Raw genomic sequence first — 24,122 nt, 5'->3', positions numbered from 1 at the left:
GCACACCCCGTACACAAGCTGTGCACAGCCCGTGCACCGATCAGCGGCGTTTCCATGCATATCCACGTCAAAGACCGGAAAACACCCGCCTCGGTTAAACAAACCCTGCCCCGGCGCACGTATCTTAACGCCGATCCACGATGTTCCATGCTGCACAGTTTCTGCACATCCTGACAGGCCCATCTGCAAAGCCGCGCGTCATACCACCAAGCATGGAACAAAAACGCGATACATTGCTTTGGACGGGTTTGGCGCTGGCCTCTGCCCTGCTGGCTGTCGAGCCCCTCAAATGGCTCGTTCACAGCTGGCACGATCCATCCTATCAATCCGATGGGGGACTTTATTGTCTGGCACTTTTCGGTCTGGTTGGTCTGTCCCTTAAAAGCTCCTCCCCCAGAGCGGCACCCCCGACCGGTCGCGTTTTTGTTCTGTTTCTCTTCGCTGCGGGCCTGCGCCTGCTGGGCCAAATACTTGCCGTAAACATCGTAAGCGCGCTTGCCCTTGCGGCTGATATCTACGCGCTGGCGGCCTTGCTACGCCTTGAACATCGCCGTTTCGCGATCTCGCCGTTCTGGCTCGCGGTATTTTTCCTCTTTGCCTTGCCGCTTGGCCCGATCCTGCAGCGGGTCGCAGGCTATCCGTTGCAAAGGCTATCCGCGGAAGTCGCCTGCCGAATGCTGTCGCCGGTCTTTGACGATCTGATCTGCGAAGGCGTGCGGCTCCAGGTGAACGGGGCTGACGTTCTGGTGGACCTGCCCTGCTCCGGTGCGTCGGGATTGTTGTTGATGGTCAGTCTCTGGGCCTTTCTGAACGTGATTTATCGGCCAGCTTTTTTGCCTGCCATCAGTGGTCTGGGGGTGGTTATGCTGTTTGCCTTGTTGGGAAATGCCCTGCGGATCAGCCTTTTGGCCGCTGGGCTGGCACTTGGTTATGACACGATGGTCCAAGTGCCGCATGTGGCAATCGGGGTGATGACGATTGCCCTGTCCGGCGGGCTGTCCCTTTGTTTCTACCGTCCGACCCCAGCGCGCCGAAACAGCCGCATCTGCGTCGCATGGCAAATACCATGGCAAGCGCAGCTGCCCATCGTGGCCTGCGCGATCATCGCCGCGTTGAGCATCGTCAGCGCGCCCGGACGGCCCCTCGACGTATCCGCCCCCGTAAAAGCAGCGATTTTGCCCATACAGTTGCGCGGCCACCCCGCGGTCGAGGTTGCCCTGTCAGAGATCGAACAGCATTATTTCACCGCCTTCGGGGGAACGGCCCAGAAGGTGCAATACGGCCCGCTTGGCCTGAACCTTGTCAGCACCTCATCGCCATTGCGCCACTTGCATTCCCCGGAAACCTGCCTGCGGGGCATGGGCTTTGAGGTCGCGTTCAAGGGCACCCGGTTCGACCCGATCCCGACCTCGATCTATGAGGCCACGGGACCGGACGGTCAGGTCTGGACCGTCGCGGTAAGTTTCATCTCGGAACAGGGGTATGCAACCGCAAGCGTGGGAGAGGCGGTGTGGCGGTGGCTCATCGGCACATCCCGCACTTGGCGGTCCGTTCAACGGATCACCCCCGCAGCACTTCCCGAGACCGCCCGAAATTCCTATGAGCTGGCAACGCTGGCTGCACTCGACCTTCCCTAACACGAGGATACCATGCGACACTCATTGCTTGCGCTTCTCTGCGCCCTTTTCAGCCTCACAAGCGCGCCTGTCGCGCGGGCACTCACCCCCGACGACATGGGAGGTCACGTGATCGGGTCCTTGGGAGGTGAGGCGTTTCTGCTGCCGATGCTGCACAGCGACATCGCGGTCAGCATCGAAGGCGATGTGGCCACGGTCGAGATCACGCAGACCTTTGTCAACGACGCGCAGCTGCCGATTGAGGCGGAATATCTTTTCCCCCTGAACCAGAGCGCGGCCATCTACGGCATGGAGATGGTCGTGGGCGATGACATCGTAACAGCCGTCATTCAGGAGAAGGCCCAGGCCGAAGCCACGTTTGAGGAGGCTGCCGAGGCGGGTAAGGCCGCAGCCCTCCTGACCCAGCACCGCCCGAATATGTTCACGCAACGCATCGCCAATCTGATGCCGGGGCTGCCCATCGAAGTGACCCTGCGCTACGTACAGATGGTGCCGAAAATCGACGGCCAACAGGAGCTGGTCATCCCCCTGGTCGTCGGCCCGCGCTACAAGGGATCGCCGGAGGCGGCAGAAACCGCAGCGATTGCGACAGAGGAGTCTGCGGCGTTGCCGGTCAACACATGGACCATCGCCGATGTGCCGGATCACCCGCCGGTGTTTGGGCTGGAGATCCCAGAGACCTTTCGCGCTGAGCGGGTCTCGCTTGACCTGAAAATGATCAGCGGCATTTCCGTCGCGGATTTCGGCAGTGCGACGCATCCTCTGACCGTTGAAAGAACCGAAAACGGGCTGACCGCTGCCTTCTCCGATGCGCGGGTGCTCGACAACAAAGACCTCGTGATCCGCTACAAGCTGGGGCGCGCGACCCTTGAGGCGGCGAGCCTGTCGCATGTTGACGAACGCGGCGGCTTTCTGTCGCTGATGGTGGAACCCCCCGCACTGCCTGACGACGCGATGATTACCCCGCGCGAGCTTGTCTTTGTTCTGGACACCTCTGGTTCCATGAATGGCGCGCCAATGGAGGCCAGCAAGGTTTTCATGGACAGGGCCCTTCAGGGGCTGCGTGAAGATGACTATTTCCGGATCATCCCTTTTTCCGATACCACCCGGACCTATTCCGCCGAGGCCCAGCCTGCGACGGGGCGTAATGTTCGGCAGGCGCGCGATTACGTGCGCCGCCTGAGTGCCGGTGGCGGGACCGAGATCGACAAGGCCATCCGCACGGCCCTTGCCACAGAGCAGCCCGCCGACACCCTGCGGATCGTTGTCTTTCTGAGCGACGGCTACATCGGTGACGAAGCACAGGTCTTGCGGACGATCCACCGACAGATCGGTGATGCGCGCATCTATGCCTTTGGCATTGGCAGTTCGGTGAACCGCTATCTGCTCGATGCCATGACGCAAGAGGGGCGTGGCTATACCCGCTACGTGCCGGTGGGGGAAAAGGCCAATGATGTGGCCGAAACCCTTGCCGCAGACTTAAAGACGCCGCTGTTGACCGACATCCATATTGATTGGGGCGATCTGGAGGTTTCCGATGTTACGCCGTCGCGCATTCCTGACCTCTTCGCGGGGCAGGGTCTGCGGGTCTATGCGCGTCACAACGGCCCCGACACGGCACAGATCATGGTCAAAGGTCTCGTCCAGGGCCGGGCTGCGGAAATGCCGGTGGCGCTGAGCCTGACACATAACGAACAGGCGGCGGGTTTGCCGCTGGTCTGGGCCCGCAACCGGATTGCGACGCTGACGCGCGACGTGGCCCTTGGGCGCGACAATGCGCAGGCCGCGAATGCGGAGATCACCCGCCTTGGCCTGGCCTTCTCGCTGCAAACGCAGAACACCTCCTTTGTTGCGGTGTCCCGGCAAAAGGTGAACACGACCGGACAGGCGGCGACACCGGCATCGGTTCCGTTGCCGATCCCCGCAGGCGTGCCCGTCACCGCGTTTCAGGGCGGGTTTTCCGGCGCGTCCACACCGGAGCCTCAAACGATCTTCGGCTTTCTGATCGTCCTCGTCATGTCGCTGATCAGCCTGCGCCGCAGGATCGCAAGTGCCGGTTGGTTCTGGACAAAGCGATGCGCGGAAGTACAACGTCACCCATGATGTCCCGCGTCCTGATTGTTGATGATGACCCGCATATTCGCGATGTCGTGCGGATCGCCTTGCAATCGGCGGGTTTCGAGACGCTGGAGGCGGCAAATGGTCAGGCTGCGCTGACCCGGATCTCGCGTGAGGCTGTCGATCTGGTGGTTCTTGATATCGGGATGCCACAAATGGATGGCTTTGACTGCTGCAAGGCGATCCGCGCCACCTCAAATGTTCCGGTGCTCTTCCTGACTGCACAGGAAGATGAGATTGACCGGGTGCTGGGCTTTGAACTGGGCGCGGATGATTTCGTGCCCAAACCCTTCAGTCCGCGCGAACTGGTTCTGCGGATCAAGGCGATCCTTGCGCGCGGTAAACCTGCGGCGGATGACAGTCTGAGCCACGGGGATCTGACCTTGCATCCGACCGCTCACAGCTGTGTTCTTGGCGGGGCCGAACTGGTCCTGACCGCGACGGAATTTTCCTTGCTGGAACTGCTGGTGCGCGCGCCACAGCGGGTTTTTGACCGCAACCAGCTGATCACCGGCATCTATGGGCCCAATACCGCCCTGTCAGGCCGGACATTGGACAGCCACCTGCGCAATATTCGCGCAAAGGCAGCGGCAGTGGGGTGTGGCGATCTGATCGCAACCGTCCATAGCGTTGGCCTGAAACTGGGCACATGTCGCAGGTGACCGGCATCCGAAAACGCCGGCGCCCGTCCATTGCGATGGTTGTTGCAGGCGTTTGTGCGGCCCTTGTCTCGGTTCCGCTGATCGCACTGCTCGCCCTTCGGCTGACCTCGAACCAGTTCGTGCGGGAGACAGAACAATCGCTTATTCAGCAAGCCGCCATCTATGCCGAGCTTTACGCGAGCGCCTTCAGCCCCCTGCCCGGACCGACAATTGGCACCGCTCTGACGGATGCACAAAAGCAGCACTGGGGCCAGGACCTGCATCCGGCGCGGGCGCTGTTGAATGTGCGTCACGATCCGGTGCTGCCACCGCGCCCGGCAGGTGACCCGGTTTCGACGGAAATTGACCCGCGGTATATGGCCATCATTGACCCGCTTGTCAGCATCGCCCGGGGGGCGCAGCAGACAACCTTCTCCGGCGTTGCGTTTCTGAGCCATGACGGGCGGCTTTTGAACGCGCCCGGTGCCCCGAGCCTTGGCGATCTTGTCGAAGTTCAGGCGGCACTGGGTGGTGATATCGGTCGGGTGCTGCGGTTGCGCGGCGATGGCAACAAGGTGCATCCGCTTGCGTCCCTGAGCCGCGACACCGGGTTTCGCGTTTTTGTCGCCTATCCGGTGATTGTTGCAGATCGCGTCATTGGTGCCGTCCACATTTCACGAACACCCCTCAATCTGGGCAAATTCCTCTATCAGGAACGCAGCGCCATCCTGACCATGTTTGTCGTCATGCTCGCCCTTGCCTCTCTGATCGGATGGGTGCTGATCCGGCTGATTTCACGTCCCGTGACGGGGCTGCGCGATGCGGCAATGGCGGTGGCTGAGGGCCACAAGGACCACGCGGCAGCGCTGCCGCATTACGGATTTCGCGAGCTTGCCACCCTGGGCGAAAGCGTTGAACAGATGGCCGCGACACTGACCAAACGCTCGCAGGAGATCACAACCTATTCGGATCATGTGACCCATGAGCTGAAATCACCCGTCACGACCATCGTGGCTGCGGCAGAGCTGTTACAGGGCGATGGCCTTGCCGATGACGACCGCCTCAAACTGCTGGATAACATCGCCGCCGAGGGTCACCGCATGAACGCCTTGCTGGAGCAATTGCGTGAAATGACTCAGGCGAGAACCATGGCGCCGGGTGAGCCGGGCAAGCTCTGCGAAATGATCCCGCAGGTAGACGGCTTGCGCATCGACAATGGCTGCCCTGAGGATACACAGCTGCCCCTGACCGTGGAACATGGCCGGATGATCCTGCTGCACATGGCGCAAAACGCGCAGGCCCATAATGCACAAACGCTGCGGATTTCCCGGGATGGGCATGTCCTGACCTTGGCAGATGATGGCGATGGCATCGAGGCGGAGGATATTGACCGCCTGTCCGAGCCGTTTTTCACGACACGGCGCGACACGGGCGGCACCGGCATGGGGCTAGCGATCTGCAAAACCATTCTGGAGGGCTATGGCGCGACATTGAGAGCGAAACCCGGCAACAAGGGTGCCATTTTTCAGATCGTGTTCAGGCGCTGAGCGGCGCGCGATCCTTGAAACCAGGGCCCTACCATTTACGGAAGCCCGTTATCGTGACCGGCGTTCGGGCCTCGCGCCTGCATCAGGCTGCGGGGCGCTCTGCGCTCAGTAGGAATATTCCGAATAGATGCGGTTCAGATCACCCTGCCAGTCGCCGTGATAGTGATCCAGCAGCTCATCGGCGGGCACTTTGCCGCTTTCGATGCTCTCTTGCAGCGCGTTGAGGAAATGGGTTTCATCCGGCACCAAGCCACCGGCTCCGGGACGGGCGCGGGCCTTGAGTCCTTCGTGGCTGAGCGCCACCGCCTCGCGCGCGATGTCATGCATGTTGATCCCGTTCACCTCGGCCTGAAGCCCGTCAACGGAGGCCGCCACGCGCATGGTCTCACGGGTCTCTGCATCCCAGTCTTTTGCGAGATCCCAGGCCCCGTCCAGTGCCGACTGGTCATACATCAGTCCGACCCAGAACGCGGGCAAGGCACAAAGACGGCGCCATGGGCCGCCATCGGCCCCGCGCATCTCGATAAACCGCTTCATCCGCGCCTCGGGGAAGGCGGTGGTCAGATGATCCGCCCAATCGCTCAATGTCGGGATTTCGCCCGGCAAGGCAGGCAGTTCGCCTTTCAGGAAGTCGCGGAAAGACATGCCCAGCGCGTCGATATACTGGCCGTCGCGATAGACAAAATACATCGGCACATCGAGCGCATATTCAGCCCAGCGCTCAAAACCGAATCCGTCTTCAAAGACAAAGGGCAAGGTCCCGGTGCGCGCGTCATCAAGATCGCGCCAGACGCGGCTGCGCCAGGATTTATGCCCGTTGGGTTTGCCTTCAAAGAAGGGCGAATTGGCGAACAGCGCCGTGGCAATCGGTTGCAGCGCCAGCGCCACGCGCATTTTCTGGATCATGTCCTGCTCGGAGCCGAAATCGAGGTTGACCTGAACCGTGCAGGTGCGGCGCATCATGACCCGGCCCATGGTGCCGACCTTGGCCATATATTCATTCATCAGTTTGTAGCGGCCCTTGGGCATCAGATCCATGTCGTCATGGGTCCAGATCGGGGCTGCCCCCAGACCGATGAACCCCGCGCCGATCCTGTCGGCCACGTCCTGCACTTCGCGCAGATGGGTGTTCACCTCGTCGCAGGTCTCGTGGATGGTCTCCAGCGGACCCCCCGAAAGCTCAAGCTGCCCGCCGGGTTCCAGGCTGATATTGGCCCCGTCCTTTTCCAGCCCGATGAGCTTGCCGCCTTCTTCGACCGGCGCCCAGCCGTGGGTGTCGCGCAGACCTTCCAGCATCACCCGGATCGAACGCGCACCCTCATAGGGCAGCGGTTGCAGCGTGTCTTTGCAATAGCCAAACTTCTCGTGCTCGGTCCCGATGCGCCAGTCTTCTTTCGGCTTGCATCCATCCGCCAGATATTGCGCCAATTGGTCATGGGAGGTGATCGGGCCGCCGCCGGATTGAGGAATGGACATGTGCGAGGCTCCGTTTGTTCAGCCGATGCGTATCAGGGCTCAGGGATGCGGCGAATTCATCGGGGTGTCAATGCAGACTAATCTGTGCATTCGCCGAAGGATCGCGCTGCCAGATCACAATCGGGTGTTTGCCCTTTGTCTGCAGGGCGCTCAGCATGCGTTCTGTCCGCAATCCCGAGAGCGTCGCGAAAGCGTCAAAAAGTGCGTCGGCCCCTTCGGCGTTGATCGGGATCAGCAGTTCAGGATGACCGGGCTGCCGCAACCGCCAATGCGCCGGGAAAAGTCCTTTGTCCAGAGTGAGTTGCGACAGTTCCTGCAAAGCAACCGCGCCCCCCGTCAGGGGTCCGAAATAGGTGATCTGTCCCTCATCGACACGCACGGAACCCGGCCCTTCACCCGCATTTCGAAACCGCGCGCGTTGCACACCGATCCAGATCAGCGCGCCCCCGGCAACAATCAGTGCCGCTGCCGGGAAGATCAAGAGCCGCCCCGGACCCAGAAGCCACCACAGGCCCACAGCAACCATGAAAGCGCCCGCGAGGGCTTCGCGCCATCTGAGCAGCTGGGCCTTGGCCTCGGGTCGGATCATTGCCAGTCTCCCAGTTGATTTTGCCACAGTGTCAGGGCCGCAACAGCCGCCGTGTCCGCTCTCAGGATCCGTGGGCCGAGCGGCACCGGGTGCGCAACCTCCAGCCGGTGCAGGCGGTCCCGTTCCTTGGGTGAAAACCCGCCTTCGGGACCAATCAGGATTGCCCAGGGGCCGTTTGCCGGAGGCAAAGCCGCCTGCTCCCCAGCCCGGGCTTCGTCGCAGAACATGATCTGGCGCGACCGATCCCATCGGTCCAGTGCCGCATCCAGCCGGACCATATCGGCCACTTCGGGCACATATGTAGCGCCACATTGTTCGGCTGCCTCCACCGCGTGGGCCTGAAGGCGATCTTTGTGGATACGTCCGGAATTCGTGAACGCGGTCTGGACCGGAACGATCCTGCCCGCCCCCAACTCGACCGCTTTTTCCACGATGAAATCCGTGCGCGCCTTTTTGATCGGCGCAAAGAGCAACCACAGATCGGGCGGCATCTGCAACGGCCTTGTCTGCTCCAGAACGCTCAGCACGCCTCCGCGTTTGCCAGCCTCGGCCACTTCGGCCAGCCATTCGCCATTCTTTCCATCGAAAAGTAGCACGGGGGCACCCACACCCAGCCGCATCACGCCAAAAAGGTAATGTGCCTGCTCCCGCGACATCGGAACCAATTGCCCCTGCCCCAAAGCATGCTCTACATAAAGTCGGATCTTGGCTGTCACGATACGGTCCATGGAGAGATACATATGCAAGACCCGAAGACAGTACCAGATGGTCAGGTGGCCGATGCGGTAAAAGACAACTGGGTCGATATACATGCCCCTGCGTGGTCACGCCCGTATTTGCGCCTCAGCCGCGCCGACCGACCGATCGGCACGTGGCTCTTGCTGTTGCCCTGTTGGTGGGGCCTCATTCTGGCGATGATCCACGATGGCAACACCAGCTGGCACGATCTGTGGATCGCGGTCGGCTGTGGCATTGGTGCCTGGCTCATGCGGGGCGCGGGCTGCACCTGGAATGACATCAGTGATCGCAATTTTGACGGGCAGGTCGAGCGCACGCGATCACGGCCCATCCCGTCAGGGCAGGTCAGCGTTCGGGGCGCGGTGATCTGGATGTGCGCGCAATCCCTGCTGGCCCTTTGCATTCTGCTGACCTTCCATCAGGCGGCGATTGCCATGGGGGTGCTTGCGCTGTTGCCGGTGGCGATCTACCCCTTCGCAAAGCGGTTCACATGGTGGCCGCAGGTTTTTCTGGGGCTCGCCTTCAACTGGGGTGCCATGCTGGCCTGGGCCGCCCATAGCGGCACCCTGCACGCCCCGGCGATAGTGTTATACGCCGCCGGAATCGCCTGGACATTGTTCTACGACACGATCTACGCCCATCAGGATACCGAGGATGACGCCCTGATCGGCATCAAATCCACCGCCCGTCTTTTTGGAAAAAACACGGCTAAATGGCTGCGCCGCTTCCTGATGGCGACGGTGGGGTTGATGGGATTGGCAGTGATTTACAGCGCACTGCCGCATGCCAGCGTCCTGGCCATGGTGCTGGCGCTGGCGGGACCCTGGGCCATGGGCTGGCACATGGCCTGGCAATTGCGCGGGCTCGACATCGAGGATAGCGGGAAATTGTTACAACTGTTTCGCGCCAACCGGGATACTGGCATGATCCCGCTGCTCTTTTTTGCCGCAGCGCTGCTGGCATGATTGAAACCCCGCGCCCGGAGGCGTATCAGGTAAGAGACCTTGTTCAGACCACCCGGTGATATGCGCCTGTCTCAGTATTCTCTTGTTATCTCTGCCTTTGTGGCCGCTGCCGCGGCGGCTTTGTTTGCCGCCAATTCATCGGTTCAACTGATCGAGGACTCATCTGAAATCGGCGTGAGAGATGCGCTGGACAGCAATGATCTTGTCTGGGCGGAGGTTGAGGCAGACGGGCTGCGCGTCACCCTTGCCGGGCTGGCCCCGAATGAAGCTGTGCGGTTTCGCGCCCTCAGCGTCGCGGGCTCGGTCGTGGATGCCGCGCGGGTGATCGACGAGATGGAAGTCGAAGCCGCGGCCTCCATCATCGCCCCGCGATTTTCCGTCGAAGTTCTGCGCAATACCGCGGGTTTGTCGATCATCGGGTTGATCCCGGAAGCGACGGACCGGGACGCGCTGATTGAAGGCTTCGTGGACATGAGCGATCTGCCGGTGACCGATCTTCTGGAGACCGCAGACTACCCCGTCCCCGGCGGTTGGGACGATGCGCTGGCCTTTGCGACAGCCGCCATAGAAGACCTGCCGCGCGCCAAAGTGTCGGTTGACGCAGGCCGCGTTGAAATCACGGCCATCGCCGACAGCAGCGATGCCAAGGCCAAAATGGAAGCGGATCTGATCCGCTCGGCCCCCCCGGCGCTGCGCCTGTCGATGAACATCACGGCCCCGCGCCCGGTTATCACGCCCTTCACGCTGCGCTTTGTGAAAGATGAAAACGGCAGCCGGTTCGATTCCTGCTCGGCGGACACCGAAGAAAGCCAGCGGCGTATTCTGACAGCCGCTTTTGAGGCGGGCCTTACCGGGCCCGGGCGCTGTACCATTGGCATGGGTGTGCCGTCCAGAAACTGGACCGACGCCGCCGAAGCGGCCATTGGGGCGCTGGCCGAATTGGGCGCGGGCAGTGTGACCTTTTCCAATGCCGACATCACCCTTGTGGCCGCGGAAGGGACTGAACAACGCCTGTTTGATCGGGTCACGGGCGAGTTGGAAAACAGCCTGCCGGAAGTCTTCGCGCTCTACCCGGTGCTGCCCGAGACCCCTGAGCCATCAGCGGGACCACCGGAATTCGTGGCCACCCTGAGCCCCGAGGGTCAGATTCAGTTACGCGGGCGCATCACGGACGCAAAAATGCGCGAGGTCGCCGACAGTTTCGCGCGGGCAAAGTTCGGATCGGAAAATGTCTACACGGCCGCGCGGGTTGTCGATGACTTGCCCGCAGATTGGCCCGCGCGTGTCCTGACGGGCATTGAGGCTCTGGGTTTTCTCAACAATGGTGCCGCAACCGTCACCCCGGATGCCATTACCATGACAGGCCGTTCCGGCAATGCCAATGCCAGCACCGCCATTGCCCAGTTGATGGCTGACAAGCTGGGTGAAGAGGCCACCTTCGAGATCGACATTGCTTATGTCGAAGCGCTCGACCCGATTGCGGCATTGCCATCACCCGAAGAGTGCGAGGCGCAGATCGCGACGGTTGTTTCTGAGGCCAAGATCAACTTTGAACCCGGCAGCGCGACCATTGACACCAGCGCCTTGAGCACGATGGACAGCATCGCCGAGATTCTGAAGGAATGCGGCGATATCCGCCTTGAGGTACAGGGTCATACCGACAGCCAGGGCCGTGAAGAAATGAACCTGTCATTGAGCCAGGCACGAGCGGAATCGGTTCTGAACGAATTGCGCGCGCGCCGGGTTTTGACGGGCTCTTTTGCGGCCAAGGGATATGGTGAGACCGCCCCCGTCGCCGACAACGGCAGCGAGGCAGGCCGAGAAGCCAACAGGCGCATTGAATTCAGGCTGATCCGCCCGAAACCTTCAGAGCCTGAGCCGCAAACAACACTGGAAAGCGTGGCCGAATCCGGTGATACAGGAGCTCAGACCGGTGACGCAGCAGCAGGCACCGCGGAAGAGGGAAGCAACAATGAGTAGGACAGAGTTTGTCATTGCGACAGCGATCATCCTCTTTGTGGCTTTCTGCCTTGGTTGGTTTGCCAACTGGATCGTGCATCGCTTCAGCCGCGTGGCGGCTGGGGATGTGGCAGAACTTGACCGGATGAGCCAGGAGTTACACGAGGCCGAAGAGACCCGCGATCAGGCCATTACCTACCTGCAACAGCGCGAGGCCGAGCTGACCAATCAGCTGGCCCAAACCGAGGCCGAGTTGCGCGCCGCCATGGACGGGCTGCGCGATGCGCGCCACGAAGCCGAAGAGCTGCGCGCGCGCCTTGATCGCCTGCATGTCGGCTGACGCGCGGCTAGGAAACCGTCAGATGGGCACATGTCGCCAGATGGCTGACCTTTTGCGATGTGCTGCCCAGAACCAAAGCGGATAAATTACCCAGACCGCGACGCCCCGTCACGATCAGATCAGAACCCAGGGTTTCGGCTGTATCCAGCAGGGATTGCGCAGGATCGCCATGTTCGATGTGCGTGGCAACCGATGGCAAGCCTGCCTCCTTGGTGATCTCGATGGCGGTGGACAATAACTTCTGGGCGGTTTTTTCCACTTCCTCGGCCGACGGCATGGTGGTGGCAACGTGGTAGCCCGCCACCGCCCCTGTGGCAAAGGCAACGGTTTCGGGTTTCGGCGTGTGAACGATGTGAATCTCCGCGGCGTATTTCCCTGCAAGGTCGCAGGCGAGCCGAAGTGCGTTTTCAGATGGTTTCGATCCGTCAAATCCGACCGTGATCTTGCTGAACATTGCTTTTGTCTCCTGCTAAAAAATTGGGATGTCAAAAGCTTAGCGCCCACGCGGAACCCGCGCCTTGATACACGTCAACACAAGACCCGGATGGCGCGGCAGATAAAGTTCTGGCGGGCGCCGAAGCCACCCGCCAAAATAGTCTGGTTTATCTGAAACTGGCCCGCCAAGCAGGCCAATTTGTTAGGACAGATCGAAACGGTCCAGCTCCATCACCTTGACCCAGGCGTCCACGAACTGCCGGGCAAAAGCGTCTTTGGCGTCGTCCTGCGCATAGGCCTCGGCAAGCGCACGCAACTGCGAGTTCGACCCGAAAACGAGATCGACACGGGTTGCCGTCCACTTCACCGCCCCATCTGCGCTGCCCTCGAACACGGCGTCGTCAGAGGTGGGTGCCCATCTGGTGTTCATATCCACGAGATTGGTGAAGAAATCCGTGGTCAGAGCCCCTTCGCGGTCGGTGAAGACACCATGTTTGGAGCCCCCCACGTTGGCACCAAGAACCCGCAGGCCCCCTACCAGGACGGCCATTTCCGGCGCGGTCAGTGTGAGCAATTGTGCTTTGTCGACCAGCATCTCTTCGGCAGATACGGTGAACTCGGCTTTCTGATAGTTGCGGAAACCATCTGCATCCGGCTCCAGAACCGCAAAGCTCTCGACATCTGTCTGCTCCTGCGAGGCGTCCGTCCGTCCGGCTGTGAAAGGAACCTCAAGATCATGGCCAGCAGCCTTCGCCGCCTGCTCGACCGCCGCCGAACCCGCCAGCACGATCACATCCGCCAGCGAAATTGCCTTGTCGGATTGCGCGCTGTTGAAGCTGGCCTGGATGCCTTCCAATACGCCAAGCACCTTGGACAGCTGCGCGGGTTGATTGACCTCCCAGTCTTTCTGCGGAGAAAGACGGATGCGGGCACCATTGGCACCACCGCGACGGTCCGACCCACGGAAGGTCGATGCAGACGCCCACGCGGTCGACACCAATTCCGAAATCGACAGCCCTGACGCCAGAACCCTGGCCTTCAGATCCGCGACGTCGGATGCGTCGACCAGAGCGTGATCAACGGCGGGCAAGGGATCCTGCCACAACAGGTCTTCTGCTGGAACTTCGTTGCCGAGATAGCGCGATTTTGGCCCCATATCGCGGTGGATCAGCTTGAACCATGCCCGCGCATAGGCATCCGCGAACTCCTCGGAATTGGCATGGAAATGGCGCGAGATTTTCTCGTAGGCTGGGTCCATCCGCATGGCCATATCCGCAGTGGTCATCATCGGCGCATGGCTTTTGCCGCCATCATGGGCATCCGGCACGGTGCCTTCACCGCCGACGGCTGTCCACTGCTGCGCGCCCGCCGGGCTTTTCGTCAGTTCCCACTCGTACCCAAACAGCGTATCGAAATAGGACATGTCCCACGTTGTCGGCGTTGGCGTCCACGCGCCCTCGATCCCGCTGACGGTGGCATGGCCCCCAACACCGGATTCAAAAGCGTTCTTCCACCCCAGACCCATCTGTTCGATGGGCGCGCCTTCGGGTTCGGGGCCAACCAATGCCGCATCGCCCGCACCATGAGCCTTGCCAAAGGTGTGACCGCCGGCCGTCAGGGCCACGGTTTCATAATCGTCCATCCCCATCCGCGCGAATGTCTCGCGGATGTCGCGGCCGGAGGCCACCGGATCAGGATTGCCATCCGGGCCTTCCGGGTTCACATAAATCAGGCCCATCTGCACGGCGGCAAGCGGGTTTTCCAACTCGCGGTCGCCGGTGTAACGGCTGTTGCCCAGCCATGTTTCCTCGGTACCCCAATAAATATCTTCCTCGGGCTCCCAGACATCTTCACGACCGCCGCCGAAGCCAAAGGTTTTGAAACCCATTGATTCCATGGCGACATTGCCCGCCAGAACGATCAGATCAGCCCAGGAAATCTGGTTACCGTATTTCTGCTTGATCGGCCACAGCAAGCGACGCGCCTTGTCCAGACCGCCGTTATCCGGCCAGCTGTTGAGCGGCGCAAACCGCTGAGAACCCGAAGACGCACCCCCCCGCCCGTCACCGGTGCGATAGGTGCCCGCCGAATGCCAGGCCATCCGCACGAACAAAGGACCGTAGTGACCGTAATCCGCCGGCCACCAGTCCTGGCTGTCGGTCATCAGGGCGGTCAGGTCTTTCTTGAGCGCCTGAAGGTCAAGGTTTTTGAACGCTTCGGCATAATCCACCGCGTTTCCGAAAGGGTCCGTCTGCGGCGCGTTCTGGTTCAGGATTTTCAGGTTGAGCTGGTTGGGCCACCAATCGCGGTTGCCCCTGACTTCATTGGTCGCATGAATGCTGGCCCCATGCATGACCGGGCACTTGCCAATATCGTTTCCGTCCATTTTCTCGCTCCTGAAGATGTTGCTGTCGAAGGTGGTTTACCAGATCACTTCGATATGTTTAATTTGGATTTTCCTATCGCAGCGATAATCTGAACCTATGACCCTCAATCTCACCTTCAAGCAATTGCGCTATTTCGAAGCCGTGGCCGCGCTGGGGCATTTTGGTCGCGCGGCAGACAGTTGTTCGATCTCGCAGCCGGCGATCTCGGTGCAGATAAAGGAGCTTGAGGAATCGCTTGGCACACCGCTTTTCGAGCGCGGCGCGCGTCATGTACGCCTGACAGCCTTTGGCGAGGTTTTTGCCGAGCGGGTTCGCGCGATCCTGCAATCTGTGGATGATCTGGGCGATCTGGCGCGCGCGTCCAATGACGGGCTGGTGGGGAAGCTGCGCATTGGCATTATTCCCACAATTGCCCCTTATCTCTTGCCCAGGATCATTGGCAACCTGTCCCTGGCCCATGCCGATCTGGACATTCACATCCGCGAAACGCTGACGGACAAGCTGATCAAGGAGCTGATCGAGGGGCGGCTTGATACGGCCATTGTGGCCTTGCCGATTTCCGAGCCTTCGCTGACAGAAATTCCGCTGTTCGAGGAGAATTTTGTCCTTGTTCGCAGTCAGGAAGATGCCGGAAAACCGGTGCCAAATCGCGAGTCCTTACGCGAAATGCGGCTGCTTTTGCTCGAAGAAGGCCATTGTTTTCGCGATCAGGCTCTGTCGTTCTGCGGCTTGCGGTCGCCCTTGGCACGCGAGGGGATGGATGGCAGTTCGCTCTCGACCCTTGTGCAAATGGTCGGGACAGGCATTGGTGTCACATTGATCCCGGAGATGGCCGTGCCGGTCGAAACCAAATCAGCCGCCGTTTCCATTGCCTCCCTGAACGCGCCGGAACCCTCTCGCACCATTGGGATGGTCTGGCGAAAAACCAGCCCACTGTCGGCTCAGCTTCACCAGATTTCCGATGTCGTGCAACGTTCCGCCGAAGCCCTCAAAACAGAACAGTGCAAGCGATCCGGAGGATAGGTGCGGCATTACCAGCGGCTTAACGCATCCTCATCTTCACCCCGCGCCTCAACCCAGGAGGCCCCTTCGGCAGTAACTTCCCGCTTCCAGAACGGCGCGCGGGATTTCAGATAATCCATCAGGTATTCAGCCGCCTCAAAGGCATCCTTGCGGTGCCGTGACGCGGTGGCAACCATCATGATCATATCGCCGGTCTCAAGCCGCCCATGGCGATGAATGATCAGAACATCCGCCAGCGACCAGCGGGTTTGCGCCTCGCGCGCCATCTCGGTCACCGCCGTTTCGGTCATGCCCGGGTAATGCTCGATCTCCATCGCATCCAGCCGCGCATTGCCGGTATCGCGCACAATCCCCGTGAATGTTACCACGGCACCGACATCGCGATGACCGGCCGCAAAACGGGTACTTTCGACACCCAGATCAAAAGGCGCTTGCTGAATGGCAATCCGCATGTTTCAGCCCCCGGTCATTGGCGGAAAGAACGCTACCTCACGCACCCCATCAAGCTTGGCATCAAAATCGCTGAGTTCCTGATCAACCGCCACGCGCAGGGCGGAAAGGTCCGAAAAAGCCAGCGCATAACGATCCTCGCGGGCCCGGAGCTCGTCGACAAGTTCCGCAACCGTCGTGGCCGTTGTGTCAACATCCTCGCGTGGCAAACCGATACGTTCACGCACCCAGGCGAAATATAATACGTTCATTTCTCATCATCCTTGAGGTGAGGCATGGCCTTGCGTAGATAGTCCACGCCGGTGATCAACGTCAGAGCTGCGGCCACCCACAAGAGCACATGTCCGGTACTGCCCGCCCATTCCATTGCCGCATGTTTCCAGCGCAGCCCCTGTAAATCCGGCTCCGTGCCCTCGAAAATCGCATTGACCATGGTTTGGTCCATTCCATAGGCCGACATGCCAAGGTAATGTTCGAACACGCCCTGCGAAAAAAGAACCGCAATCGCGACCATCTGAAAGGTCGTCTTCCACTTTGCCAGTTTCGTAACCTTGAGTGTGCCGGCGGTATCCCCCAGAAACTCCCTAAGCCCGGAGACGAAAACCTCGCGAAACAGGATGACCGTCGCGGGCAGAACCAGCCACGGTGACCAGCTGGAAAATCCGATGATCACCATCAGAGCAATGACAACCATGGCTTTATCCGCAATCGGGTCCAGCATCGCCCCAAGCTTGGTTTCTTGTTTCCAGGCCCGCGCCAGATACCCGTCGAACCAATCGGTGATAGCGGCCAGCACAAACAGCACCAAGGCAAACCAGTCCGCATAAGGTCTTGTGAAATAAAGGAACATGACAGCCACCATGGGTGCCGCCAGCAAGCGAACGATCGTCAGGACATTGGGCATCGTGAGTGTCATGAGGCTACCTTACATCGCTCAAATTGGCTGCGAAAGCGACAACCGCAAGAGCGCATGAACTAACCGTGACACGCAGCCGCGCTTTTCGGCAGAAAAGCAAAACATCGTGTCGCGCGGCACGCGCGTCCGCTGGATCAACCGCGCTCGTGGAAATAGTCATAAATCTTTTCGGCCAGGGCGCCCGAGACACCCTCCACCGCTTTGAGATCACTCAGATTTGCCCGCGATACCGCCTTGGCCGATCCGAAATGCGCCAACAAGGCCCGTTTGCGCGCAGCCCCCACACCGGGCACGTTATCAAGCGGCGTCGCGCCAACGGCCTTGGACCGTTTTGCCCGATGTGTTCCGATGGCAAACCGATGTGCCTCGTCCCGCATCCTCTGCACGAAATACAAAACCGGGTCATTGTGCCTCAGCGCAAAGGGCCGCTTTCCGGTCCGGTGGAATTCTTCCTTGCCCGCATCTCGATCCAGCCCCTTGGCCACGCCAACCATGGGAATGTCTTCGACGCCGAATTCCCGCATGATCTCACGCACTGCACTGACCTGCCCGGCCCCACCGTCGATCAGCAGGAGATCCGGCCAATGGCCTTCCTTACGATCCGGGTCTTCCTTTTTGAGCCGTTTGAAGCGCCGGGTCAGCACCTCCTTCATCATGCCAAAGTCGTCCCCCGGCGTCAGCTCCTCCCCCCGAATATTGAATTTGCGGTACTGGTTCTTCATGAACCCTTCAGCACCCGCGACAATCATGGCCCCGACAGCAAATGCGCCCTGAATATGAGAGTTGTCGTAGACCTCGATGCGTTCGGGCGGATTTGGCAGATCGAAGGCTTCCGCCACCCCTTTCATCAAGCGCGCCTGTGTCGCCGTCTCCGCCATCTTGCGTGCCAGCGATTCCCGGGCATTTCGCAAGGCACTGTCGATCAGTTCGGCCTTTTCGCCCCGTTGCGGCACAATCAGCTCGACCTTGCGCCCGAGTTTCCCGGTCAGAGCATCTGCCATCAGATCTGGGTTTTCAATTTCATTGCTCAGGATCAGCTGACGCGGCGGCTCACGCGTGTCGTAGAACTGCCCGACAAAGGCTTCCAGAACTTCCGCCGCATCCACATCATTGCCCACCCGCGGATAATAGTCTCGGTTACCCCAGTTCTGATTAGCGCGAATGAAAAACACCTGAACGCAAGCCTGTCCGCTGTCCATATGCAGCGCGATGATATCAGCCTCAGCCACATTCTTTGGGTTGATGCCCTGCGCTGTTTGCACCTGGGTCAGGGCCTTGATGCGGTCCCGCAATGCCGCGGCACGTTCGAATTCCATGGCGTCGGAGGCAGCGCTCATTTCGGCGGCCAGGCGCGCCTGGATATCAGTTGTTTTGCCGGTCAGGAATTTTTCCGCATCCCGAACGGTTTGCTGGTACTCCTGCGGGGTGATCTTGCCGACGCAGGGGGCCGAGCATCTTTTGATCTGGAATTGCAGACAGGGACGCGTGCGGCTTTCAAACATGGCATTGGAACAATCCCGCAGCAGAAAAACCCGCTGCAACTGGTTCAGCGTCCGGTTGACCGCCCCCGCACTCGCAAAGGGGCCGTAGTAGCTGCCCTTTTCCTTCTTGGCCCCGCGGTGTTTCTTGATCTGGGGAAAATCGTGCTCCGCAGTCACCAGGATGTTGGGAAAGCTTTTGTCATCCCTCAGCAGAACGTTGAACTTCGGCTTCAGCTGCTTGATCAGGTTCTGCTCCAGAAGGAGCGCCTCGGTTTCCGTCCGCGTGGTCAGAAACATCATCGAAGCGGTATTGGAGATCATGCGCGCAATCCGCGGCGAATGCCCGGCGGGCCGCGCGTAACTGCTGACACGCGCACGCAGGTTGCGCGCCTTGCCCACGTATAAAACACGGCTTTCCCCATCCAGCATCCGGTAGACACCCGGCGAGGAATCGAGGGTCTTGAGATAACCCTGGATCACTTCATGCCCGGTCAGCTCGCGCGGAAGCTGAATGTTGTCTCTGTCTGTCATCTGATCCCGGTGTCGATTCTATCTGCTGGCTGCACTGTAGCGTAGCCGACTGCAAGCCATAACCTTTCCACGGATCGTGTGGATAACTCTGCCGATAACTTCAAGGCATTTGGAAAATTCTGTTTGAATTGGGGCATTTCCACGATTTGCACAAAAAATAGGCACTATGTTAAAGTACTGATAAATAAAGAAATATTCTTTTACACAGTGCAAGTTTTTGAAAACAAAGACATTTTGGTAACGGTTTTGTAACACCCATTAACGTGGTGCAAAACTCGAACCGGGTCACCGAATTATTCAACGCCCAAGACATCGGGGGTCTGCCATCCAAGGTGCTGCCCGCCATCCACGCAAAGCAGCTGGCCGGTCACCGCAGGCGCGTCCAGAAAGTACCCCAGCGCCGCCGTCATATCCTGTGGATTTGAGCCACGCTCAAGGGTTGTATTCGCACGTTGGGTGGCGAAATGTTCCGCCGACTGACGACCGCCCTGCAACGTCGGCCCGGGACCAATACCATTCACCCGTATCGCCGGAGCAAGCGCCTGAGCCGTCGTGCGCGTCATCGCCCAAAGCCCCATCTTGGCCAGCGTATACGTCATGAACTCAGGCGTCAGCTTGCGCACCCGTTGATCCACCATATTGACGATCAGCGCCGCGGCCATCGGCTCACCGGCATCATCCTTCAGCGGGGACAATCCCTGCGCGGCCATGGCTTGTGTCAACAGGAATGGCGCGCGCAAATTGCTTTGCATGTGCCGGTCCCAGGTGTCGCGGGTTGCCGTTTCAACCGTATCATATTCAAAGATCGACGCATTATTGACCAGACAGGTAATCGGCCCTCCCAATTGCGCAATCGCATCCGAGAAGAGCTTTGTTGTCTGCGCGTCGTCCAAAAGGTCGGCTTGCAAGGCAATGGCACGACCGTTTCGCTCTTCGATCAGAGCCACGGTTTCGCGCGCGCCTTTGTCTGATGAGGCATAGTGCACGGCCACGGAATACCCGCGGTCTGCCAGAAATAGTGCCATGGCACGCCCGATACGATGCCCAGCACCGGTGACTAACGCTGTTGCCATATCCTCTGCTCCTCAAGTTAGATCAGCTCAGAACCACGATCAGATACGTCAGGTAGAGCGTTGTCAGGATGACGCCCCAGATACGTGTGATGTTCCAACACAGATAGACGAAGGGGGCCAAAAGAACAGAGGCCCCCAGCATGACCCACAAATCAAAGGTCAAAAAGCCCGGGTCTACCCTGATCGGTCCAACGAAACTTGCGATGCCGATGATCGCCAGCAGATTGAACATGTTGGACCCTATGACATTACCAAGCGCCACGTCCGCCTGACGGCGCAGTGCGGCCATGACAGTTGTTGCCAGTTCCGGCAGTGAGGTGCCCACTGCCACCAGGGTAAGGCCGATCACAGTGTCCGAGACCCCATAGGTTTTCGCAATGATCGTCGCGTTATCGACAAGCAGGTCGGCCCCCAGAGGCAGGCCAATCAGACCCAGGACAAGAAACACGATGATCCGCCACCAGGGCATATCTGGATCAGCGCCCTCAGGCTCTTCTTCGGGCAGATCTCTGCAGGCCTTCCGGTGTTTTTGGGCATCGCGAAAGGCGTCCCCCAGCATCAGTGCCAGGCAGACCAGCAGCACCATACCTGCGATCCAGTCGAAGACACCGCGAAAGGCGAGCCCGATAAAGAGCAGGCTGGCCAGAATCATGAAATTATAGGTTTTCCGGGTGTTGCACTCCGCCATATGCATGGTGGCCAGCAGCGCCGGAACTCCCAGAACCAGAAGGATATTCGCGGTGTTGGATCCCACGACGTTGCCCAATGCCAGACCCGGCGCCTCGTCCTTGATGGCCTGAATGGCGATCAACAATTCGGGCGCAGAGGTGCCAAAAGCCACAATTGTCAAACTGACAATCAGAGCCGGGACACCCAATCGCAGACTGAGGTTAACCGCGCCTTTGACCAGCGCGTCCCCTGCAAGCAGCAACAGGATCAGGCCAAAGCCGCAGAGAAACCACGGCATCATCACGAACGATCATCCCCGCCGCAGGCACAAGGCCCGCGCCCGATCCGGTAGCGACCGCAGCGGCTGCATTTTGCTGATGTCAGTCGTTTGCCACCCAACCAATGCATTTTTCCGAACATGGCAAGGACGCCCATAACGACCAGAAAGAGGGTGACAATCTTGAAAATCATATGGGTTAAAGCCCGAACTGCGCAAAGGCGCTGCGTTCTTCCACACTTTGAAGCGCGTCATCCACAACCCGCGCACCGAAGCGCGACAGGAAGGATTTACGCACCCCGTAGCGGCGGAATTTCACTTTTTCTCCAAAACGGTCCTGCATCATTGGTTTCAGATGCCCAATGCCGTCAATCAGTCCAAGATCCACCGCCCGTCGTGCCAGCCAGACTTCACCGGTAAAGAGATCCTGATCTTCCGGCAGTTTGCCTTTACGGCGCGCGCTGACGTGGTCTTTGAAATTCGTATGGATGTCTTCCAGCAACCCCTTCAGACGCGCCACATCCTCGGGGTTTTCCGGGCGGAACGGGTCCAGCATGGATTTCGACTTGCCCGCCGTATAGACGCGTCGCTCGATACCCTGACGCGCCAGCAGTTCATGCGCGCCGAAAGAGGCAGAGATCACGCCAATTGATCCCACAACCGAGCTTTCATCCGCAAATATCTCATCTGCAGCAGCGGCCAGCCAATAGCCACCGGAGGCCGCAACATCCTCTACAAAGGCGATCACGGGGATGTCTTTTTCTTCGGCCAATCGGCGAATACGGGCGCCGATCAGCGACGATTGCACGGGGCTGCCGCCCGGCGAATTCACCTCCAATACCACGGCTTTGGGTTTGCCGCGCGAGAAGGCTTTTTCGATCACCGGCGCGAGTGCTGCGTCATTCAATGCGCCACGCCCCGACGCGCTGATCATGCCAGCAAGGCGAATAACAGCAACGGTCGGGTCAGATTTCAGAAAGGGTATCCAGCGTTTCATGTGTTCCCATGTAGAATGGCACCCCCCTCCAAACAAGGAGAAGAACCCTAGAGTTTTACACTGCGTCTTTATTGCCGGATGCGCCAGCCGGTTTTGAAGATCCAGCCAATGACCAGCAGGCACAAAGACGTGAAGCCGGCGATTGCGACCAGCGACAGGGCAATTGGCACATCCGCCGTGCCAAAGAATGCCCAGCGAAAGCCTGAGATCAGGTAAACGACCGGATTGAAATAGGAGATTGTCTGCCAGACCGGAGGCAGCATGGAGATCGAGTAAAACGACCCGCCCAGAAACACCAGGGGCGTGACCACCAGCAACGGCACAAGTTGCAATTGTTCAAAATTGCCGGCCCAGATGCCAATGATGAAACCGAGAAGCGCAAAACTCAGGCAGGTCAGAAGCAGGAATGCCACCATGGCCAGCGGATGCGCAATCTGGACATCCACAAAGAAAAACGCGGTGATCAGTATGATCACGCCAATGAACAGGGCCTTGGTTGCCGCAGCGCCGACATATCCGGCGACGATCTCCAGAAAATTCACCGGTGCTGACAGCAGTTCATAGATGGTGCCGATGAACTTGGGGAAATAGATGCCGAAGGAGGCGTTGGAAATGGCCTGGGTGATCACCGACAGCATGATCAGACCCGGCACGATGAAGGCCCCGTAGCTGACGCCTTCGATTTCCTGAATGCGGCTGCCGATGGCGGCACCAAACACGACGAAATAGAGCGAGGTGGACAGCACCGGCGAAATCAGGCTTTGCGCCAACGTGCGGAAGAAACGTGCCATTTCAAAGAGATAAATCGCCTTGATCGCAGTCCAGTTCATGACGCACCCCCCATGTCTTCGTGCACAAGGCCGACAAAGATATCCTCAAGACTGCTTTGACGGGTGACTACATCCCGCAGGACAAGCCCGGCGGCGGAGACATCCGACAACAGCTTCGTGATGCCGGTGCGTTCAGCGCGGGTGTCGTAGCTGTATGTCAGCGTGCGATTGTTGTCGCAGAGGATGAGATCGTATTTCTCCAACGCCTTTGGGACCGCCGACAAAGGTTCTGACAGTTGCACATCAAGCTGTTTTTGCCCCATGCGCGCCATCAGGTTCTCCTTGTCTTCGACCAGAAGCAATTCGCCCTTGGCGATCACGCCCACCCGGTCGGCGATGGCTTCGGCTTCCTCGATGTAATGGGTGGTCAACACGATGGTCACGCCATCGGCTTTCAGCCCTTCGACGATTTCCCACATGTCCTTGCGCAATTCCACATCGACCCCGGCGGTGGGCTCGTCTAGAAACAGCAGGCGCGGCTCGTGGCTCAGCGCCTTGGCGATCAGCACGCGGCGTTTCATCCCGCCGGACAGTTCACGGATCTGGCTATTGCGTTTGTCCCACAGCGACAATTGCCGCAAGATCCGTTCCAGCGCTGCGTCATCGGGGGCTTTGCCAAAAAGCCCCCGGGAGAACCGCACCGTGTTGATGACCTTCTCAAAAGGCTCAAGATTGATCTCCTGGGGCACCAGACCGATCATGGATCGCGCGGCGCGAAAATCGCGGATGATGTCATGGCCGCCAACCTCGACGGTCCCGGACGTTGCCGTGGTAATGCCGCAAACGGTTGAAATCAGTGTTGTCTTGCCAGCCCCGTTTGGCCCCAGCAATGCGATGATTTCACCCGCATCTATTTGCAGGCTGACCCCTTTGAGCGCTTCAAATCCGTCAGAATAGGATTTCCGCAACTCTGAAATGTTGAGAATTGGTGGCATTGTCGCTCTGTCCCACTTGCTATCCTGCGCAAACTAGGCGGCGCGCGCCGTAAACAACAGCGCAGATACGCACAGCTTTTCGCTGAAATGTGCGCCAGTCCGCAAAGG

Annotated in this window: 22 protein-coding genes; 8 read left to right on the top strand and 14 right to left on the bottom strand. The window is 59.5% G+C overall.

What is annotated here, in order from left to right; all coding sequences use genetic code 11:
* Window positions 1–212 precede the first annotated feature (212 nt).
* Genes xrtT through Q0802_RS04025 form a run of 4 tightly spaced genes read left to right on the top strand, consistent with a single transcriptional unit; the run spans window position 213 to window position 5,943 of the window.
* On the top strand, window positions 213–1,637 hold the full coding sequence (xrtT, locus tag Q0802_RS04040) for an exosortase T (protein WP_298913956.1): 1,425 nt from the start codon (window positions 213–215) through the stop codon (window positions 1,635–1,637).
* A gap of 12 nt (window positions 1,638–1,649) precedes the next feature.
* The gene (locus Q0802_RS04035) at window positions 1,650–3,740 is read left to right on the top strand and encodes a VIT and VWA domain-containing protein (RefSeq protein ID WP_298913954.1); all 2,091 of its coding nucleotides are present in this window, start codon (window positions 1,650–1,652) and stop codon (window positions 3,738–3,740) included.
* On the top strand, window positions 3,713–4,417 hold the full coding sequence (locus tag Q0802_RS04030; RefSeq protein WP_298913952.1) for a response regulator transcription factor: 705 nt from the start codon (window positions 3,713–3,715) through the stop codon (window positions 4,415–4,417). Before Q0802_RS04035 ends, Q0802_RS04030 begins: the two co-directional genes overlap by 28 nt.
* Complete coding sequence (locus tag Q0802_RS04025; RefSeq protein WP_298913950.1) at window positions 4,405–5,943, top strand: ATP-binding protein; 1,539 nt, start codon at window positions 4,405–4,407, stop codon at window positions 5,941–5,943. Before Q0802_RS04030 ends, Q0802_RS04025 begins: the two co-directional genes overlap by 13 nt.
* Before the next feature lie 105 nt (window positions 5,944–6,048).
* Here Q0802_RS04025 and Q0802_RS04020 read toward each other — a convergent pair whose 3' ends face one another.
* The 3 genes from Q0802_RS04020 to Q0802_RS04010 all read right to left on the bottom strand — a co-directional run bounded on the left by Q0802_RS04020 (window position 6,049) and on the right by Q0802_RS04010 (window position 8,724).
* Entirely contained in the window at window positions 6,049–7,419 is a 1,371-nt protein-coding gene (locus Q0802_RS04020) for a glutamate--cysteine ligase (RefSeq protein WP_298913947.1), read from the bottom strand.
* Between the two features lie 67 nt (window positions 7,420–7,486).
* The gene (locus tag Q0802_RS04015) at window positions 7,487–8,008 is read right to left on the bottom strand and encodes a hypothetical protein (RefSeq protein ID WP_298913945.1); all 522 of its coding nucleotides are present in this window, start codon (window positions 8,006–8,008) and stop codon (window positions 7,487–7,489) included.
* Window positions 8,005–8,724 (bottom strand): 16S rRNA (uracil(1498)-N(3))-methyltransferase, encoded by a 720-nt coding sequence (locus tag Q0802_RS04010; RefSeq protein WP_298913944.1) that lies wholly within the window; start codon window positions 8,722–8,724, stop codon window positions 8,005–8,007. Before Q0802_RS04010 ends, Q0802_RS04015 begins: the two co-directional genes overlap by 4 nt.
* A gap of 24 nt (window positions 8,725–8,748) precedes the next feature.
* Between Q0802_RS04010 and ubiA the strand changes: the two genes are divergently transcribed.
* The 3 genes from ubiA to Q0802_RS03995 are packed head-to-tail and all read left to right on the top strand — an operon-like array spanning window position 8,749 to window position 12,010.
* Window positions 8,749–9,711 carry a 4-hydroxybenzoate octaprenyltransferase gene (gene ubiA, locus Q0802_RS04005; RefSeq protein WP_298913941.1) on the top strand — a complete coding sequence of 321 codons (963 nt, stop codon included), beginning with the start codon at window positions 8,749–8,751 and terminating at the stop codon, window positions 9,709–9,711.
* Window positions 9,712–9,771: 60 nt separating this feature from the next.
* Window positions 9,772–11,691: an OmpA family protein gene (locus tag Q0802_RS04000; RefSeq protein ID WP_298915254.1), complete on the top strand. Its 1,920-nt coding sequence runs from the start codon at window positions 9,772–9,774 to the stop codon at window positions 11,689–11,691.
* Window positions 11,684–12,010, top strand: a complete 327-nt coding sequence (locus Q0802_RS03995) for a hypothetical protein (RefSeq protein ID WP_298913938.1) — start codon at window positions 11,684–11,686, stop codon at window positions 12,008–12,010. Before Q0802_RS04000 ends, Q0802_RS03995 begins: the two co-directional genes overlap by 8 nt.
* A 7-nt stretch (window positions 12,011–12,017) precedes the next feature.
* Here Q0802_RS03995 and Q0802_RS03990 read toward each other — a convergent pair whose 3' ends face one another.
* A complete protein-coding gene (locus Q0802_RS03990; protein WP_298913935.1) occupies window positions 12,018–12,464 on the bottom strand; it encodes a universal stress protein in 447 nt (148 codons plus the stop codon).
* 183 nt (window positions 12,465–12,647) lie between these two features.
* Window positions 12,648–14,831, bottom strand: a complete 2,184-nt coding sequence (gene katG / locus Q0802_RS03985; protein WP_298913932.1) for a catalase/peroxidase HPI — start codon at window positions 14,829–14,831, stop codon at window positions 12,648–12,650.
* A 97-nt stretch (window positions 14,832–14,928) separates the two neighbouring features.
* Here katG and Q0802_RS03980 point away from each other — a divergent pair, with 97 nt between their 5' ends.
* The gene (locus tag Q0802_RS03980; protein ID WP_298913929.1) at window positions 14,929–15,855 is read left to right on the top strand and encodes a hydrogen peroxide-inducible genes activator; all 927 of its coding nucleotides are present in this window, start codon (window positions 14,929–14,931) and stop codon (window positions 15,853–15,855) included.
* 8 nt (window positions 15,856–15,863) lie between these two features.
* Here Q0802_RS03980 and Q0802_RS03975 read toward each other — a convergent pair whose 3' ends face one another.
* The 9 genes from Q0802_RS03975 to Q0802_RS03935 all read right to left on the bottom strand — a co-directional run bounded on the left by Q0802_RS03975 (window position 15,864) and on the right by Q0802_RS03935 (window position 24,014).
* Window positions 15,864–16,307, bottom strand: coding sequence for a molybdenum cofactor biosynthesis protein MoaE (locus tag Q0802_RS03975; RefSeq protein ID WP_298913926.1), 444 nt, complete (start codon window positions 16,305–16,307; stop codon window positions 15,864–15,866).
* Window positions 16,308–16,310: 3 nt separating this feature from the next.
* Window positions 16,311–16,556 carry a molybdopterin converting factor subunit 1 gene (moaD, locus tag Q0802_RS03970; RefSeq protein WP_298913923.1) on the bottom strand — a complete coding sequence of 82 codons (246 nt, stop codon included), beginning with the start codon at window positions 16,554–16,556 and terminating at the stop codon, window positions 16,311–16,313.
* A complete protein-coding gene (pgsA, locus tag Q0802_RS03965; protein WP_298913921.1) occupies window positions 16,553–17,221 on the bottom strand; it encodes a CDP-diacylglycerol--glycerol-3-phosphate 3-phosphatidyltransferase in 669 nt (222 codons plus the stop codon). Before pgsA ends, moaD begins: the two co-directional genes overlap by 4 nt.
* A gap of 134 nt (window positions 17,222–17,355) precedes the next feature.
* Window positions 17,356–19,233: an excinuclease ABC subunit UvrC gene (gene uvrC / locus Q0802_RS03960; RefSeq protein ID WP_298913918.1), complete on the bottom strand. Its 1,878-nt coding sequence runs from the start codon at window positions 19,231–19,233 to the stop codon at window positions 17,356–17,358.
* A gap of 293 nt (window positions 19,234–19,526) precedes the next feature.
* Window positions 19,527–20,306 carry an SDR family oxidoreductase gene (locus tag Q0802_RS03955; protein ID WP_298913915.1) on the bottom strand — a complete coding sequence of 260 codons (780 nt, stop codon included), beginning with the start codon at window positions 20,304–20,306 and terminating at the stop codon, window positions 19,527–19,529.
* A gap of 22 nt (window positions 20,307–20,328) precedes the next feature.
* Window positions 20,329–21,276 carry a calcium/sodium antiporter gene (locus Q0802_RS03950; protein ID WP_298913913.1) on the bottom strand — a complete coding sequence of 316 codons (948 nt, stop codon included), beginning with the start codon at window positions 21,274–21,276 and terminating at the stop codon, window positions 20,329–20,331.
* Between the two features lie 175 nt (window positions 21,277–21,451).
* Window positions 21,452–22,249 carry a S49 family peptidase gene (locus Q0802_RS03945; RefSeq protein WP_298913910.1) on the bottom strand — a complete coding sequence of 266 codons (798 nt, stop codon included), beginning with the start codon at window positions 22,247–22,249 and terminating at the stop codon, window positions 21,452–21,454.
* A 68-nt stretch (window positions 22,250–22,317) separates the two neighbouring features.
* Entirely contained in the window at window positions 22,318–23,079 is a 762-nt protein-coding gene (locus Q0802_RS03940; RefSeq protein WP_298913908.1) for an ABC transporter permease, read from the bottom strand.
* Window positions 23,076–24,014 (bottom strand): ABC transporter ATP-binding protein, encoded by a 939-nt coding sequence (locus Q0802_RS03935; RefSeq protein ID WP_298913906.1) that lies wholly within the window; start codon window positions 24,012–24,014, stop codon window positions 23,076–23,078. Before Q0802_RS03935 ends, Q0802_RS03940 begins: the two co-directional genes overlap by 4 nt.
* Between the last annotated feature and the right edge of the window lie 108 nt (window positions 24,015–24,122).

The organism is uncultured Roseobacter sp., from assembly GCF_947495275.1.
GTDB lineage: Bacteria > Pseudomonadota > Alphaproteobacteria > Rhodobacterales > Rhodobacteraceae > Roseobacter.
Note: the sequence above shows the minus strand (reverse complement) of the source record. Positions and strands in the feature narration are given on the sequence as shown.

Excerpts from the sequence above, each read along its gene's own strand:
- xrtT (WP_298913956.1), top strand. The coding sequence starts at position 213 with ATGGAACAAAAACGCGATACATTGCTTTGGACGGGTTTGGCGCTGGCC.
- Q0802_RS04035 (WP_298913954.1), top strand. The coding sequence starts at position 1,650 with ATGCGACACTCATTGCTTGCGCTTCTCTGCGCCCTTTTCAGCCTCACA.
- Q0802_RS04030 (WP_298913952.1), top strand. The coding sequence starts at position 3,713 with ATGCGCGGAAGTACAACGTCACCCATGATGTCCCGCGTCCTGATTGTT.
- Q0802_RS04025 (WP_298913950.1), top strand. The coding sequence starts at position 4,405 with ATGTCGCAGGTGACCGGCATCCGAAAACGCCGGCGCCCGTCCATTGCG.
- Q0802_RS04020 (WP_298913947.1), bottom strand. The coding sequence starts at position 7,419 with ATGTCCATTCCTCAATCCGGCGGCGGCCCGATCACCTCCCATGACCAA.
- Q0802_RS04015 (WP_298913945.1), bottom strand. The coding sequence starts at position 8,008 with ATGATCCGACCCGAGGCCAAGGCCCAGCTGCTCAGATGGCGCGAAGCC.
- ubiA (WP_298913941.1), top strand. The coding sequence starts at position 8,749 with ATGCAAGACCCGAAGACAGTACCAGATGGTCAGGTGGCCGATGCGGTA.
- Q0802_RS04000 (WP_298915254.1), top strand. The coding sequence starts at position 9,772 with ATGCGCCTGTCTCAGTATTCTCTTGTTATCTCTGCCTTTGTGGCCGCT.
- Q0802_RS03995 (WP_298913938.1), top strand. The coding sequence starts at position 11,684 with ATGAGTAGGACAGAGTTTGTCATTGCGACAGCGATCATCCTCTTTGTG.
- Q0802_RS03990 (WP_298913935.1), bottom strand. The coding sequence starts at position 12,464 with ATGTTCAGCAAGATCACGGTCGGATTTGACGGATCGAAACCATCTGAA.
- katG (WP_298913932.1), bottom strand. The coding sequence starts at position 14,831 with ATGGACGGAAACGATATTGGCAAGTGCCCGGTCATGCATGGGGCCAGC.
- Q0802_RS03980 (WP_298913929.1), top strand. The coding sequence starts at position 14,929 with ATGACCCTCAATCTCACCTTCAAGCAATTGCGCTATTTCGAAGCCGTG.
- Q0802_RS03975 (WP_298913926.1), bottom strand. The coding sequence starts at position 16,307 with ATGCGGATTGCCATTCAGCAAGCGCCTTTTGATCTGGGTGTCGAAAGT.
- moaD (WP_298913923.1), bottom strand. The coding sequence starts at position 16,556 with ATGAACGTATTATATTTCGCCTGGGTGCGTGAACGTATCGGTTTGCCA.
- pgsA (WP_298913921.1), bottom strand. The coding sequence starts at position 17,221 with ATGACACTCACGATGCCCAATGTCCTGACGATCGTTCGCTTGCTGGCG.
- uvrC (WP_298913918.1), bottom strand. The coding sequence starts at position 19,233 with ATGACAGACAGAGACAACATTCAGCTTCCGCGCGAGCTGACCGGGCAT.
- Q0802_RS03955 (WP_298913915.1), bottom strand. The coding sequence starts at position 20,306 with ATGGCAACAGCGTTAGTCACCGGTGCTGGGCATCGTATCGGGCGTGCC.
- Q0802_RS03950 (WP_298913913.1), bottom strand. The coding sequence starts at position 21,276 with ATGATGCCGTGGTTTCTCTGCGGCTTTGGCCTGATCCTGTTGCTGCTT.
- Q0802_RS03945 (WP_298913910.1), bottom strand. The coding sequence starts at position 22,249 with ATGAAACGCTGGATACCCTTTCTGAAATCTGACCCGACCGTTGCTGTT.
- Q0802_RS03940 (WP_298913908.1), bottom strand. The coding sequence starts at position 23,079 with ATGAACTGGACTGCGATCAAGGCGATTTATCTCTTTGAAATGGCACGT.
- Q0802_RS03935 (WP_298913906.1), bottom strand. The coding sequence starts at position 24,014 with ATGCCACCAATTCTCAACATTTCAGAGTTGCGGAAATCCTATTCTGAC.